At 46.7% G+C, this 15,677-nt stretch carries 11 protein-coding genes and 2 pseudogenes; 7 read left to right on the forward strand and 6 right to left on the reverse strand.

The features are described from left to right. Nucleotides 1-79 precede the first annotated feature (79 nt). From C6A40_RS04015 to uspF, 3 genes are all read left to right on the forward strand, one after another. Entirely contained in the window at nt 80-2,755 is a 2,676-nt protein-coding gene (locus tag C6A40_RS04015) for an autotransporter outer membrane beta-barrel domain-containing protein (RefSeq protein ID WP_114191240.1), read from the forward strand. A 60-nt stretch (nt 2,756-2,815) separates the two neighbouring features. Further along, on the forward strand, nt 2,816-3,337 hold the full coding sequence (locus tag C6A40_RS04020) for a helix-turn-helix transcriptional regulator (RefSeq protein ID WP_021241313.1): 522 nt from the start codon (nt 2,816-2,818) through the stop codon (nt 3,335-3,337). Between the two features lie 529 nt (nt 3,338-3,866). Beyond that, nucleotides 3,867-4,301 carry a universal stress protein UspF gene (uspF, locus tag C6A40_RS04025; RefSeq protein ID WP_045335951.1) on the forward strand — a complete coding sequence of 145 codons (435 nt, stop codon included), beginning with the start codon at nt 3,867-3,869 and terminating at the stop codon, nt 4,299-4,301. Nucleotides 4,302-4,418: 117 nt separating this feature from the next. Here uspF and C6A40_RS04030 read toward each other — a convergent pair whose 3' ends face one another. Both C6A40_RS04030 and C6A40_RS04035 read right to left on the reverse strand, forming a co-directional pair. Beyond that, on the reverse strand, nt 4,419-7,001 hold the full coding sequence (locus C6A40_RS04030) for a bifunctional diguanylate cyclase/phosphodiesterase (protein WP_045335954.1): 2,583 nt from the start codon (nt 6,999-7,001) through the stop codon (nt 4,419-4,421). Nucleotides 7,002-7,304: 303 nt separating this feature from the next. After that, nucleotides 7,305-7,592 (reverse strand): M3 family metallopeptidase, encoded by a 288-nt coding sequence (locus tag C6A40_RS04035; RefSeq protein ID WP_045335956.1) that lies wholly within the window; start codon nt 7,590-7,592, stop codon nt 7,305-7,307. Nucleotides 7,593-7,935: 343 nt separating this feature from the next. On the opposite strand from C6A40_RS04035, the pseudogene C6A40_RS24995 reads away from it, so the two are divergent. After that, nucleotides 7,936-8,596 (forward strand): annotated as a pseudogene (locus tag C6A40_RS24995) (SOS response-associated peptidase). A 461-nt stretch (nt 8,597-9,057) separates the two neighbouring features. Here the strand turns inward: C6A40_RS24995 and C6A40_RS04055 are convergent. From C6A40_RS04055 to C6A40_RS25070, 3 genes and pseudogenes are all read right to left on the reverse strand, one after another. Next, a pseudogene (locus C6A40_RS04055) lies at nt 9,058-10,278 on the reverse strand (Y-family DNA polymerase). Between the two features lie 50 nt (nt 10,279-10,328). Beyond that, nucleotides 10,329-10,748 (reverse strand): translesion error-prone DNA polymerase V autoproteolytic subunit, encoded by a 420-nt coding sequence (locus C6A40_RS04060; RefSeq protein WP_045335958.1) that lies wholly within the window; start codon nt 10,746-10,748, stop codon nt 10,329-10,331. A gap of 179 nt (nt 10,749-10,927) precedes the next feature. Next, entirely contained in the window at nt 10,928-11,245 is a 318-nt protein-coding gene (locus C6A40_RS25070; RefSeq protein WP_065366009.1) for a hypothetical protein, read from the reverse strand. Nucleotides 11,246-11,358: 113 nt separating this feature from the next. Here C6A40_RS25070 and C6A40_RS04070 point away from each other — a divergent pair, with 113 nt between their 5' ends. The 3 genes from C6A40_RS04070 to C6A40_RS04080 are packed head-to-tail and all read left to right on the forward strand — an operon-like array spanning nt 11,359 to nt 14,446. After that, nucleotides 11,359-11,721 carry a GtrA family protein gene (locus tag C6A40_RS04070; protein WP_045335960.1) on the forward strand — a complete coding sequence of 121 codons (363 nt, stop codon included), beginning with the start codon at nt 11,359-11,361 and terminating at the stop codon, nt 11,719-11,721. Continuing rightward, nucleotides 11,718-12,638 (forward strand): glycosyltransferase family 2 protein, encoded by a 921-nt coding sequence (locus tag C6A40_RS04075; RefSeq protein WP_045335962.1) that lies wholly within the window; start codon nt 11,718-11,720, stop codon nt 12,636-12,638. The genes C6A40_RS04070 and C6A40_RS04075 overlap by 4 nt, the downstream gene beginning before the upstream one ends. After that, nucleotides 12,635-14,446, forward strand: a complete 1,812-nt coding sequence (locus C6A40_RS04080) for a hypothetical protein (RefSeq protein WP_045335964.1) — start codon at nt 12,635-12,637, stop codon at nt 14,444-14,446. Before C6A40_RS04075 ends, C6A40_RS04080 begins: the two co-directional genes overlap by 4 nt. Before the next feature lie 644 nt (nt 14,447-15,090). Here C6A40_RS04080 and C6A40_RS25075 read toward each other — a convergent pair. Further along, nucleotides 15,091-15,663, reverse strand: a complete 573-nt coding sequence (locus C6A40_RS25075) for a hypothetical protein (RefSeq protein WP_165472807.1) — start codon at nt 15,661-15,663, stop codon at nt 15,091-15,093. Between the last annotated feature and the right edge of the window lie 14 nt (nt 15,664-15,677).

Raw genomic sequence — 15,677 nt, forward strand, 5'->3', positions numbered from 1 at the left:
TCCACCTGCAAAATAAGTGGGTGCTTAAGTTACAGGATCCTGGATTCGGGACCAGACGGTACTCAGACGACGCTTACGATTGGCAACCGGAACTACCATCGGCAACTTTAGCAGACAGTCCATCTCCAGTGGTGGATCGGCCACTGACACCACTATTAACATCGGTGGTGAACAGTTCATTTTCGACGGTGGCTCGGCTACCTCAATAATCATCAACAGCGGTGGTTCTCAAGTAGTCTCCAGTGGCGGTGAGGCCACCTCCACGACTATCTACAGCCGGGGAGAACAGGTCATATTCAATGGTGGCTCGGCTACATCTACCACCATCAATGACTTTGGTTATCAGCATGTTTACAGTGGTGGCACGGCAACCTCGACAATTGTCAATGAAGGTGGTTATCAGCACATTTCCAGTGGCGGTGCGGCCATTTCTACGACCATCATCAGCGGCAGTCAGGTTGTCTCCAGTGGCGGTTCGGCCACTGCCACGACCTTTTACGCTGGAGGCCTTGGCGGTCAGACCGTTGATGGTGGCTCTGTTACCTCGACAACCCTCAATGACGCCGCTCAGCTTGTCATAAATGGTGGTACAGCAACGGATACCATCATAAACGATAGCACTCAGATTATCTCCCTGGGAGGTACGGCAACCTCCACAACCATCAACGGTGGTGTTCAGTACGTTGAGAACTCTGGCTCTGCCATCTCCACCATCATTAGCAGTGGCAGTCAACGTGTCTCCAGAGAAGGGACTGTCACCTCGACAACCGTCAATAGCGGTGGTTCTCAGCAAATATCCTATTCAGGCTCGGCCACCTCTACTGACATTTATAGCGGTGGTGAACAGCTCATTTTCAATGGAGGCTCAGCTACTTCTACTACCATCTTCAAAGGCGGCAAACAACATATATCCAGTGGCGGTTCGGCAACCTCAACTACCATCAATAACGGTGGAAATCAGTATGTTTCCGGTGGCGGCACTACCACAGACACCACTATCAACGGCGGCAAGTCCTGGCTGATGACCGGCGCAGTGGCCAACGGCGAAACCAAATTGAGCACCGGTGGTGAACTGCTGATGGACGCTGGCGCTATCGCAACGAACGTCAACATCTCCGGGGGCACCCTCTCTGTCAATGACCTTTCCGCTGCCACATCCGGCCAGAACACAGTTCAGGTCGGGATGCTCACTATGGACGGCGGAAATGTCAACTTCCTGCGCAACAGCGACGGTGAGTTCGCGAAGCTGACGATTACGGAGCTGAACGGAACCGGGAACTTCCTCCTGAACACCTCGCTGGCTGATAAAGCCGGCAACTTCGTCACTATAGAACAGGGCTCAGGCCAGTTCGGTCTTGCCGTTAATGATTCCGGTAAGGAAATATCGAACCACGATGACCTGACGCTGAATCTGATTCATGAGAAGGGCGGTGACATTGACTTTGAAATGGTCACGGCGTCCGGCCGAAGCACCCGATTCGTGGATGGCGGTACGTATATGTACACCCTGTACAGCCAGCAGGATAAGGACGGCCTCACCGGCGGTAACGTCTGGTATCTGGGGGCCATGGGGAGTGGCGGCGAGAACCCGGGCGGCGAGAATCCGGGTGGCGAGAATCCGGGTGGTGAGAACCCGGGCGGTGAGAACCCGGGCGGCGAGAACCCGGGCGGTGAGAACCCGGGCGGTGAGAATCCGGGCGGCGAGAACCCGGGCGGTGAGAACCCTGGCGGTGAGAATCCGGGCGGCGAGAACCCGGGCGGTGAGAACCCGGGCGGTGAGAACCCTGGCAGCGGTGACAACGGCAACGCAGGAGGTAACGGAAATGGCGGTAAGAAGCCAATGACCACCCCTGCAACTGATGCCATTCTGGCCATGTCCAATGCAGGTCTGAACGTCGTCCATTCCGAGCTGGATGGCCTGCGCACGTATCGCGCGGGTCTGGATAAAACCGGACCAGAAAGCAACGTATGGGGACACTACCTCGGCAGTAAAAGTGACATTGATACAAGCAATGGCGCAGCCTATCAGCTTAGCCAGAACGGTATGGAGATCGGCGCTGACACCAGGACAGACTTTGCGGGCGGCAGCCTCGTCACTGGCGCATTCATGTCCTTTAGCGATAACAAAGTGAAGCATGCCCGCGGCGGCACAAGCAAAATCGACAGCTACGGCCTCGGCCTGTATGCCACGTGGTTTGACGCCAGCGGGTTCTACGCTGATGGTGTTGTGAAAGGTAACCGTCTTAACAACAAACTGAGAGCGGTTATGACTAACGGAGGTAGAACCGGCGGTGACTGGACGCAGTATGCACTCAGCACAGCCGTTGAAGGTGGTTATCAGTTTGATCTCAAAGATGACGTAAGCATCACGCCTTATGCGCGCCTGGCATTTGTTCAGATGACTAGTGAGGATGTGAAACTCAGCAACGGCATGAAAGGCAACACGGGCACTCCACGTTCTGTTACGGGTGAATCCGGTGCGAAGCTTTCCGGTAAGTTCAGTCTGGGTTCGACTGAATTCAAACCTTATCTGTCAGCTGCGGTGGTGCAGGAGTTTGCTAACTCAAACGAAGTCACGATCAATGAGCGCAATCGCTTTGATAACAACGTCAAAGGCACATCAGGTAAATACGGTCTGGGTGCATCGGTCAACGTTGGTAAAGACGTAACCTTGTACGGTGAGGCTAATTATCGTCAAGGCAGCCAAATCGAAACACCGATCCAGGGTGTGGCAGGTATCCGTATCGGATTCTGATGTTCCACAGGGGCCTTAGGGCCCCTTTTCACTGTGTTCTGAAATGTTCTGGTTATGTTTATGCCTCACATGATTTTGACGAAAGATGTTTTTTTGAATAAAGCGCTGTCTGTCATCCTTCAGCAAGCGTCCCCCGGCAGAAAGGTTTGCGTCGTAGATATTGAATCATTCAGAAGCCTGGGCGCCATTTTCAACCTACTGAAAAGAAAGAAACTCACTGAAAAGCATGAAATGATCTTCATCGGTGGCAAGGATGTCAGTTCAAGAGTTCTCGAACCGCTTGTGACAATCTACAGGAAATCATGCTTTATGGAGTTTCGAAAGCAGCTTACGGGCGGTCGGACGTATTCATCAGAATATGCGTTGAACCACATCGCGCGCTGCAGAAGTCTGAGCATGCTTTCAGAACAGGAGAAAAAGACACTTTTCGCCCTTCTGGATACTGATGACACGGTGGCTGCTGCAAGAAAAATTTACCTGTCCCCCAAAACTGTCTATACCTACACCAATAATATTGGGCAAAAACTTAACCTGAATTCGATACTTCAGGTCAGGCAATTTATTCATTCTGAATTCGAATAGCCGTTGCGAAAACCGGGCTCTGGGTCCGGTTTTGTTATTTGCTACGGTGACTTTATGTACTGAATCCGCAATTCTCCAGCATCGGTTCAAACTTCGGAACGTGCCCGCGCCAGGTGTAATACAAAGCCGCTCTGTTCGACAAACCCCAGCCAACCATCATCCCTGGCATCTTCGTCCACAGACAGGAGTCACACCCTGCCGCGCAGCTCCCGCCCAAAATATGGGCAAATAGCTGCTCCGCTAATGCGGCGCATTTCATAAAGAGGTGCTGGTTTTAGCCAGACGTTTCATCATTCCGTCGTAAAGCTAAGCTGCTCGCTGCCCATAAAATGGGACATGCGCCGATTAAGGCTGTACGCCAGCTCGCCCAGGACGCGAGAATGGACATAGTCACGACGCAATGACAGGCAAGGTCGATTGTACGAAAACCACAGAACAGAAATTTGTACCCGTTATGACACCCTGCTCTCTGTTTTGCTGAAATTAACGATCTACCTTGAGTTGTGTGAAAAACACTCAGGAGGGACACATGTACAACTCAATTTTGGTTCCTATTGACATTTCCGAGGATAGCCTGACGCACATGGTTATCCCGTTCGTTCAGGCGCACACCGCACTTAACACGGCCAAGGTCCACTTTCTCACTGTTATTCCATCGCTTCCCTATTATTCATCGTTAGGTTTGGCCTACTCCGTGGAAATGCCGAAGATAAAAGAATTCCAGCACGCTGCTTTAGCGAAACTGGATGAGATTGTTAAGCAATTCAAAATTCCTGCAGATAAGATACAGACTCACGCCGTGACGGGATCGCCTAAGGATCAAATCCTTAAGCTCGCTGACACAATCGGCGCCGACCTGATTATCATTGCCTCCCACAAACCTGACATATCGACGTATCTGTTGGGTTCGAACGCTGCGGCAGTGGTGCGGCATGCGAAATGCCCTGTGCTGGTCGTTAGATAGAACGCGCTTGCGTCTCAGTATACGGTCAGATAGCAGATGACAAAAAACCGGGCGAGAAGCCCGGTTTTTCATTTTCACTTCCCGGCGTAAAGCGTGTGAAGCTGATGGAAGCACACTTTAAAGATCTATTCTGTTTGCGTTTAAATTTAATTCCGTAATGGAAGCCGGTTTTCCAAGCAAGTAGCCCTGAACTTCATCACATCTATTTTTTTTAAGAAAAGAGAGCTGTTCGGTGGTCTCCACCCCTTCTGCAGTGACCGCCATTGAATAGGCCTTACCCAGATCGATAATTTTTTCTACGACTGACTGGTTCTGCGGCGAATCGGCCAGGGTAAAAATAAAACTCTTGTCGAGCTTGAGTCCATCAAACTGAAACTTCCGGAGATAGCTCAGAGAGGCATAGCCGGTACCGAAATCGTCAATCAAAATACGGACGCCCATTTTTTTGAGAGCCTTCATGGTCTGCAAGGTTTTTTCCGGGTCGGAAAGCGTAACGTTTTCAGTCACTTCAATTTCCAGCCGGTTGGGTTCAAGCCCCGTTTCGTGAAGGATCTCTTTTATTCTTTCGGCAAGATCGCTTGCCTGGAATTCGATAGCAGAAATATTGACGGAGACCGATAATCCCGGCAATTTGTCTTTCGTCTCCGTACAGGCTTTGCGTATGACCCAGTTGCTCAGGCTAATAATCAGCCCGGTTTCTTCTGCCAGCGGAATAAACTGATCGGGCATTATGGTCCCCCGAGCCGGGTGCTGCCAGCGCACCAGCGCTTCGACGGCATCAATAGTAGAATACCGGAGGTTATAACGCGGCTGGTAAACCAGGTAGAGCTGTTCTTCGCGAATCGCGGTCTTGAGTTCTAATTCCAGTTTCCTGCGTTCGGTCAACTTTTCCGACATATCCGGGCGATAATAGACCCATCGGTTTCTACCGGATTGTTTCGCCTGATACAGCGCAATATCCGCATAGCGTAGAAGATCGTTTGCGCTGCTGCTATCCCGGGGAGCCAGCGCAATGCCCATGCTTACGCCTATCGCCACATCATTGCCCTCAATGGCGAAAGGACGGTTAAGTTCTTGCACGATACGACGACACACCTCCTCAATCTGTTCTTGCTGGCTAGTGTTGCCGAGGAGAAGCATAAATTCATCCCCTCCCTGCCGTGCGACAAAATCACCTCGACGAACGCAATTTTTAAGACGTAGAGCGACCTCGCCAAGCAGCGCATCCCCCGTGGAGTGCCCAAAAATATCATTGACGGGTTTAAACTTGTCTAAATCGAGGCAAATCATGGCAAAGGGATAATGGTTAAGGTCTTCTTTAGCCAACTGGCCTGCCAGAAATTCCTTAATATGATAGCGGTTCGGCAGACCGGTTAATTCATCATGACGTGACAGGAACTCCACCCGTTTAGTTGCTTCAACTTCCAGAGAAACGTCGGTTGCCGCGCCTCGCAAGACCACCGTTCCATCAGGCTGAGCAGAAAGCTTTGCCAGAAGCGTGCAATAGGCCGTAGATTGTTGCGCATGAATATAAGGACAGCTCTTAAATTCAAAGCGTTCAGTTAATTCCCTGAACCTCACACAGTCTTGTAATAATCCGGTTGTAGAAGGAAAGAGCTCATCCAGCCTGCGGCCTATCCATTTGCTATTTTCATATCCCGTTACTGTAGAAAAACGACCTGAAAGCCAGGTTATCTTTAACGATAAATCTGTTTCCCAGAACCAGTCGCTGGTTGTTTCACTGACGTCCCGGAATCGTTTTTCACTGGTGATAAGATTCAACCGCGCCTGCTCGAGGAGAAAGGTATTTTCGTCAAGCATTCTCGCCTTCTGCATAATATGGCGCATGAGAATAACCGTCATCGATACCGTCAGAATAACTGAAAGAATGAGTAATGGTAAAAAATAAATAATCAACGCCTGGCCGGGGTTTTCACCGTCCCAGATAATTTGCACATCACCATTCTGGGTGCTTAAGGTAAATTCTGTTTGATTGTTTATTTGAGAAGTGACTGCATCAGGTGACGTACGAACATTTTTAATACCGGCATCCTGCCCAATCGCGAGGAGTTTTTTAGCCGTTAACTTGTCTACAAACACCATTATCGACGGTTTCCCCGGCAAGGGTTGCACGCTCGCGTCATCGCCCGTTGTTATCCATTCAGCAGAAACAATGGCTGGAATGGAATCGATAAGTGTGAGTATAGAAACCGGCAATCCATTGTTAACGCTCACCTCACGGAGTAATCGCTCCTTGGTTGATTTATCTAACCAGCGCCCGAGATCCTGAAGCTTCAGTTTCCCGTCAAGCACGCTGTATCGCGTGGTTCCTTCCGGGGAGAGAATAAACACCCCTTCGTAGCCAAAGTTGTCATACAGGGACTTACCCAGGTTCTGCTTATCCCATGCCCAGTGAACGTCAGTGTTCAAATGAAGATGTTTGTAGGCATCTCCCCATTCAGCATTATCTTTCAAGTGACTTCGCATGCTTTCCTGGCGGGAATCCAGGGCTTTCCTTAACAAAAATTCATCGTGCTTATCGCTGATTTTATTAACATTATTTTTTATTAATAGCAGGGAAATTATTGCCGCAATGAAAATACTTATCAACAATGTCACTATATAGGTAAAGGTTTTATTTATCAGCCCCTTAGAAGGCTCGGCATCCGTAAAACCGGGATTGTTCAGAGGTAGGGTCATCATTCGCCTTCTTATACTGCTAATACGTCAATTTTTATGCCACCTTTATTTATCGGCAAAGAATAATAAAAATTTATAGTTAAAACCCTTAAGCTTAAAGAACATTTGATTTTTACAATCCAGATCAAATTATTAGCTCTCTTACAGCCTGAATTCGGTTAAATACATCTCCCGGAGGGAGTGACCTTTAACCTCGCCGGTTTTATTTATAAAGAACATAATCTTAGTTTTTATGCTGAAACGGTTACAGGCGTATAAAAAACCGGGCGTAAAGCCCGGTTCTTTTTTCATACGGCATTGACTCTATTCGCTCAATCCGCGGTTATCCAGCATCGGCTCAATCTTCGGATCGTGCCCGCGCCAGTTCCGGTAAAGTTCAGCTAAATCAGTACTGTTCCCGCGCGACAAAATCGCCTCGCGGAATTTCTGTCCATTTTCGCGAGTCAACCCGCCCTGCTCGACAAACCACTGATAGCCATCGTCAGCGAGCATCTGCGTCCACAGGTAGGCGTAATACCCCGCCGCGTAGCCGCCGCCAAAAATATAGGCAAAGCATACTATCCATATATCTTTTTTATTCTTTATAAACAATAAATTAACTTGTAATCAAGGCATTGATTTGCACCATTTTCGCTCCTAATAGAACCTCATGCTATTCAGTAGGTTGCGTATCGTTTTGAGGAAGAATCTCCCTCAAAAATGCCCCTTCACCCACTCTAAAAATTCGCATTTCGCTCAATTAATGCACGACAAACGCTTCGGAACGTAAATAGCCTAACACTTTAACATTGCGTAGCTCCTTCCAGTTTCTCAACGACACGCTTTACCGTCTGCCTGACTTCCATCATGTCCCTGTTTCATAATCTTAATGTTTCGGTGCGCACCTCTTTTTCTCCCTGCCCTATACTTTCAGTCTGACTGACTGGAGGTTTCTATGTGTGGACGTTTTGCACAAGCCCAAACCCGTGAAGAATATCTGGCTTACCTGGCCGATGAAGCCGATCGCGACATTGCCTATGACCCGGAATCTATTGGCCGGTACAACGTTGCGCCTGGAACCAAAGTTCTGCTGTTAAGCAAACGCGATGAGCAGCTGCATCTCGATCCGGTCCTCTGGTCCCATGCCCCCGGGCGGTGGGACAAAGCACCACTGATTAACCCCAGCATTGAGACTGCGGCCACAAGCCGCATGTTTAAATCGTTATGACAACACGGCCGGGCGATATGCTTTGCCGATCGGTGGTTCGGAAGGCGACAAGAAACAACCCTACTTCATTCACCGCTCCGACGGACAGCCAATATTTATGGCGGCGATCGGTAGCACGCCTTTCGAACGTGGTGATGAAGCAGAGGGTTTCTTGATAGTGACGTCTGCGGCTGACAAATGACTGGTCGACATTCACGATCGCCGGCCACTGGTTCTTTCTCCAGAAGCGGCCCGGGAATGGATGCGGCAGGATATAGGCGGGAAAGAAGCTGTGGAGATTGCAGCCGACGGTGCTGTGCCAACCGACAAGTTTACCTGGCATGCCGTGACGCGCGCTGTAGGGAATGTACGTAATCAAAGCCATGAGCTTATAATGCCGATAAATTGAAACTATTAGGGCTATAGAATGACAAACAAGGAACTTTTGGATTGGATCAATAACACTTCTCCAACCATCGAACAGCAACTGAGGCGCTGGCTGAATGAAATTCTGGATAATGGACATAACTCATCGGAGTACCGCCATGGCGTAGAGTTGTATGACAAAAATCAATTGGCGTTCTTAAGGCCCTACACCAATAAATATAACGGGTTTTGTCTTTCGATTTGCACCGTGCGGTTGCCTGCTGAGATCCGGGGGAAGGGATGGTTTAAAAGTTTTCTTAAACTATGTTGCCACATGAATCCTTGACCCGATGTGATTTTAGAAAATGTTGAGAATGAACATTTAAAATCATTCTGCGAGCGTAACAATTTTCATGTACTGGACCCGTTTTATAAAACAACATATGTGGTTAATAAACAGGCTGTAATGAATTTAGTAACCAGCCCACTTGGTCGTTACACTAACTACCTAACTCTCAACAAATCTGAGTAACGTGTCGTATACCGCGGCGAAAGCATTTCCGGCTTCATCTGCCACTGCTGCTGTATGCCCTGTCCGGCAAAGTTGAGTGTGCCTTTTCCATCTTTAGCGTTCAGGTGATCGAGAACTTCCATCAACTTATCGCTTCCGGCCCGCGGCGCGTTCTCATCGAACAGGCTGAGCTGGGCCACACCCTAGCTGAAGAAGTCGCCCAGCATAATGCCAGCCTTTTGATAGCGGTGACCATCCTTCCAAATTTTGTCCAGGCACTTTACCGCGGCGTTGATGACGTCGCGGGAATTTTGGGTGGGGGTGAGAAGCTTCATTGAAGCGCTGTTGCCGTAATATGGCTCATTAAGCGCAAAGGGAGAGGTTTTCACGAATGCAGAAACAAAGCGGCAATACTGATGCTCGCCGTGAAGCTTTTCGGCACCACGCGCCGCATAGCTTCAAATGGCCTGCCTCATTTGCTCATAATCTGTGACCCGCTCGCCAAACGACCGACTGCAGACAATTTTCAGCTTTGCTGGTGCAAACTCCTCCAGATCCAGACAGGGCTCGCCGCGTAACTCCCGGACGGTTCGCTCGAGTACAACGTTAAAGTGCTTCCTAATAATCCACGTACTCTGTTCTGAGAGGTCCAGAGCCTTTTTGATGCCCATGGCGTTAAGCTTCTTGCTGATGCGCCTGCCGACGCCCCAAACGTCCTCTAGTGGTACCAGGGCAAGGAGTCGGCGCTGGCGATCGATATTGGATAAATCAACCACCCCGCCAGTCTGCCGCTGCCATTTCTTCGAAGCGTGGTTTGCGAGCTTGGCCAGTATCTTTGTCTGGGCAATCCCGACTTCAACTGTCAGATGAGTGCGTTCCGGGACCGTAGCGCGGATCTCTTTGCCGAACTCCGTCAGATCCCGGCAGTTTCGAACAACTGTTAGATCGCAAAAAGCTTCGTCGATGCTGTAAATTTCTACGCGGAGGCTCATTTCCTCCAGCGTCGTCATCACACGGTTCGACATGTCTGCGTACAGCTCGTAGTTACTGCTGAAGCAAACAACACCAGCGCGCCGGAACAATTCTTTTTGCTTGAAGAATGGCTCCCCCATAGTGATTCCGACCGCTTTTGCTTCTGCGCTGCGTGCGATTACACAGCCATCGTTATTTGAGACCACGACAACTGGGCGCCCTCTAAGATCTGGCCTGAGCACGGTCTCTCATGATGCGTAGAACGAATTCACATCACAGAGTGCAAACATGCTCAGCTCGCAGATTTCACGAAGAAAGTAACAACGCCGAAAACGTCCAGCGTATCTTCGCTGCCGACGATGATCGGCGAGTAAGCGCTGTTCATCGGAATGAGCTGGACTGTCGGGCGCAGCTGCAGGCGTTTAACAGTGGACTCCCCTTCTACAGCGGCGATAACAATGTCTCCATGCTCAGCAGTGCGCGAGCTGTCGACTACCAGCAGATCGCCGTCGCTGATCCCGGCCTCAATCATCGAGTCGCCGGCAGCTTTTACGAGATACGTCGAGCTGGGATGGGACACCAGCAACTCATTCAGATCGATACGCAGCTCGACGTAATCAGCAGCCGGGCTTGGGAACCCGCATTGCACCAAATCGCTGAAGAGCGGGATAGCAATAATTTCGCGTAACTCTGCCGGTCTGAAGAATTCCATGATGAATATCTCGAGCACTGTTTTTATATGCAGTAGTTTTAACTGAGGCACTGATCAAGATGGCCGCTTGTTTCTGTGCGGCTACTTCCTCGCCGCTTCGTTTCTAAGCCTGTAACGCTATTGGTTTTTTGGTATTTGTAAATTTCAGAAAGCAGAGTGTCGATTGCTCACTTTAGATACTACATGAAGGGACTTTCGTCTGAAGAAGCTGGGCAAATGGTATGCGTAACAACACCTACAAGACGAACGTCATCGAGTGCATCTCCTTCTGTAGTTTCACCATCTTCAGTGATGAGCGCGCCACCGGCCCAGTACGCATGCTGCTGGCGGCCGCAAAACAAGATGAGCAATGTGTCTCCGCGCTTGAATGCCGACGCGTTCTCAATGACATCATAGCCCTCCTGCGTTTCAACAATGCTCGCAGATGGAGGAAGGAATGTCTCACTGACCGCAACAAAGGCGGCATGTTTGTCTTCTGCTGACGATGGAAACTCCATAATGCACCTCTGAATAAGGCTGTATGTAAATACAGTGTTATTTATTTAAGATGTCGATCAATAGCGTTTGAGGTGCTACACTTCAGACCTTTCCGAATTCACTGATTTATATAATGTTAAAGTTATTCGCCAAGTACACATCAATAGGTGTCATCAACACGCTCGTCCATTGGGTTGTGTTCGCCATATGCATCTACACATTTCATACAGGGCAGGCTCTTGGCAACTTTGCCGGGTTCGTTGTCGCTGTGTCATTTAGCTTTTTCGCAAATGCTAGATTCACCTTCAAGTCATCGACCACGACCCTACGCTACATGCTGTATGTAGGGTTTATGGGGACGCTAAGCGCTGCGGTGGGCTGGGCGGCAGATAAATCAGGCATGGCACCTGTTATTACGTTAATCGTATTTTCCGCAATCAGCCTTGTTTGCGGTTTCATCTATTCTAAATTCATTGTCTTTAGGGATGCGAAATGAAAATTTCTCTGGTCGTTCCGGTCTTTAATGAAGAGGAAGCCATTCCAATCTTCTATAAAACCGTGCGTGAGTTTGAAGGCCTTAAACAGCATGAAGTCGAAATTGTCTTCATTAATGACGGCAGCAAAGACGCGACAGAATCAATTATAAACGCACTGGCTATTGCTGATCCTCTTGTGGTTCCTCTATCCTTCACCCGCAATTTCGGGAAAGAGCCAGCCCTGTTCGCTGGACTGGATCATGCAACCGGAGAAGCTATTATCCCGATTGACGTTGATCTGCAGGACCCTATCGAAGTTATACCCCACTTGGTTAATAAGTGGCTGGATGGGGCAGATATGGTTCTGGCTAAACGTTCTGACCGCTCTACCGATGGCAGACTGAAGCGTAAGAGTGCTGAGTGGTTCTATAAACTACATAACAGAATAAGCGACCCGCAGATCGAGGAAAACGTCGGCGACTTTCGCCTGATGTCTCGTGAAGTTGTTGAGAACATCAGACTAATGCCTGAGAGGAACCTTTTTATGAAGGGGGTTTTATCATGGGTAGGCGGTCGCACTGATATTGTTGAATATGCCCGTGCAGAACGAATTGCCGGGATATCAAAGTTTAACGGATGGAAACTGTGGAATCTGGCTTTAGAAGGCATAACAAGTTTCTCAACATTTCCGCTGCGTATATGGACTTACATCGGTTTAGCCGTTGCTGGAATGGCATTTCTTTACGGAGCATGGATGATAGTTGAAACATTGGCGTTCGGTAATCCTGTGCGTGGTTATCCATCTATTCTCGTTTCAATTCTATTTTTAGGCGGGGTTCAGTTGATTGGAATTGGAGTACTTGGTGAATATATTGGTAGGATTTACATTGAGACAAAAAAACGTCCGAAATACTTATTAAAAGGCAAAAAAAAATGATAAGAAAAGGATTACTCCTTACGCTGGTCTTTATATTAACATCTTATGTATTTATAGCATTTAGCCATAAATTCATACCTAGTTCTGACAGCATGAGCGGGATTTTAGAATCTGCAGATATAGCATATGGAAATTTAACATTGAAGGGTTGGTACCTTTCAACAGTAAACTTCTATTTTACAGATTTAATTTGGTATGCATTAGCCATAAAAATATTTGGTTACGAACCTTGGATTACATACATAATCCCAGGAATTATGGCAGGATCTCTTGTCACTGCAAGTTGTGCTTTAGGAACAAAAAAAAGCATAAGGAATATTTGGCCTATTTTTTTATTCATGGCCGTTCCAGGGGCAATGATAAGCTACATGCTTTCTGTAGCAATAATACACGTTCCAACCTATTCTTATATCGTAATAACATATATTTTCCTAGAAAAATATTGCAAATCAGAAGAAAAGAAATACCTTATACCCGCGATCTTCATATCCTCACTTACAGTATATAGTGATGATATAACGACATATCTGCTTTTTGTACCATTGACATTGGCCTGCTTATTTTCGAAAGAAAAAATCAAAATCAGAGTTTTTGTATTTGCATCTTTGATAATATCATTCGCTATCTATAAAGCAATATTACATTTAACAAGTTCTTCAGATTTCTTTTTCCTACCTGGTATCGGGAAGCCAGTTTTTGTAACTTACGAGAAACTGGCGTTCAATTTATCACTACTTTTCCAAGGCGTTCTTGTACTATTTGATGCTAACTTTTTTGGTAAATTGATAAGTTCACCAGAGGGTTTTTTTGCTGCTTTAAAATTTGTCGTTGGCGCTTCTTTTTTTTATTTTTTATATAAATCAACGAAGAAGTCATGTGCGTTATCATTAATCGAGATAGCCATCTTAGTGGCTGCGATGATAATGATACCAGCTTATGCTATTAGCGATAAACCAGTAGACCTTGGTACTACAAGATACCTTATCCCTGTGACGGTCTTCGGCTCTATTTTAATTTGCAGGAGATTAGACATTAGTGAAAGGAAAAATAATATTTTCATATCCTTGACCGTTATCACATCTTTAATATCGTTATTTTATATAAACAAGCCAGATTTTACATTCGAAGTCAATAGAAACACTGACAAATACAGCGCCATCTCGGATTATCTCTATAAACATAAACTGCAAAATGGTTATGCTACATTCTGGAATGCTTCAGCAGTAAGCAAAGCGCATATTTTTAATATCGGACCTATCAACATTGATACCAATTCAAAAAAAATAACTGCGTCATTTTGGCTTTCCAAGACTGCTAATTTTAATAATGGCAATAATTTCTTCATTGTAGACAATGAGCAACAATTAAATCTTATAAAGTATTTGTACGGAAATCCGATAGCGGTTGAAAAAATATACGACACCATAGTGATAACTTATGGTACACCTATAGCTTTGGATATTGGATCAATTAAATCAGTTGCTGGTGAAATAAATAGTTCCTTTGATGTTAACTCAAAAGGTGAAATATGCAACAATGGCAATGCTGGTTATGTTGCATTTGGTCCTTACAAGGATATTGGTGCTGGGCATTACATATTAAAAATTAATGCCACCGGAGATGATTATATCTTAGATATTTACTCCTACATAACAAATGTCAAAATAAACATTTCAAACAAATCCGCATTGGATGGCTACTACAATGTGACACTGCCAGTTGACATCCCTTCAGCAGAAGTCAGACTTTTTGCAAAAAATGGTACAAATGTTTGCTTTAAATCGTACTCCTTTGAAAGAGTGAGATAATCAAAGCCCACCAGTCAACTGATGGCTGGTGGGCCTTATAATGAAGAGGCAGTAAAGTTATTTACACAAGTATATTCCATTGAATTTATTGGCTTAAATGCCCCAAAATCTGCAAAGTTATCACAGACAAGATAACCAGTAGCTGAAACGTAGAGGTTTATTAATATAGAGGAACCGGATGCACTAACTCCAAATCCAGGAATTAATGTATAAATCTCTGGTATCATATTTAGGACAAGTTGAATGATATTTGCTCCTGACGATATCCCCCGAACAAAAGAACCAGAAATCTATACCTCACGGCCTAATGGTACGGCCTTGAAATCTGTTTCCTTAGTCCAATTGTTTAGTAGAGGTCCGTTTACAACGCTCGGTAGAGTACTGAAATTACCCGTGCAATTTCCATAACCTATGATTAAACCAGGATTGAAACCTACACCACCTGTATACTGTATACCATAGCCACCGTTGCCATTAGCAAGTAACGTATCGTGATAATTTGTATTTCCACCTGTAGAATAACCATGAGTTGTACTGCCAGTAACAGAACCATTAACGATACCACAATTTTGTGCAGCAGCATTGACTTTTATTCCACCAGATAAGCTACCGCAGATGTGAGAGCCTATACGCCAGTCGACGTATTATTGTCCGATTTCGAGTGAAAAGTAATTTCCGTATACCAGTAATGCAAAATATTCTCCGATAGCTACCTGGGTTGTATTACCTGTAGCTCCCTCATTAATTGCAGCAGGGATTAATACCCAAGAAGTATTAATTACTGAAAGACTTCCAATGTGAATATCAGCGATGCCCACTCCATCGTGCGCATCATATATTCCATCATTTGTTATAGTTGTTGGCCATCCTGCTGTTTCGACTAGGCCAACATCGATTGACTCCATACGTACAGAACGACATGCAGCGCCTGTATCTGATTTAATGATAAAAGCATCACCATACTGTATGTAACATTGTGCTCTTCCACCCTGAAGCCTTTGACATTTGATAGTCAAACTTTGGAAGCCACCGATACACTCGACATACCCCAATGTTACGCCAGGCAGAGCTTCTATAAGAATCGCATGGGTGGGTGGATTACTGGAAATTCCAAGCGAGTTGAGTGTTTTTACATTATCCAGTCCAATATGGAGGTTTTCATGGGACAGCTCGTTAGCCTGAAGGATTGGGCTTCCGGTCCAAACGGCTTTAAGCAACCACCATCCAGAGC

Origin of the sequence: Enterobacter sp. GER_MD16_1505_Eko_090, assembly GCF_003331015.1 — a bacterium.
GTDB classification, from domain to species: Bacteria; Pseudomonadota; Gammaproteobacteria; order Enterobacterales; family Enterobacteriaceae; genus Enterobacter; species Enterobacter roggenkampii.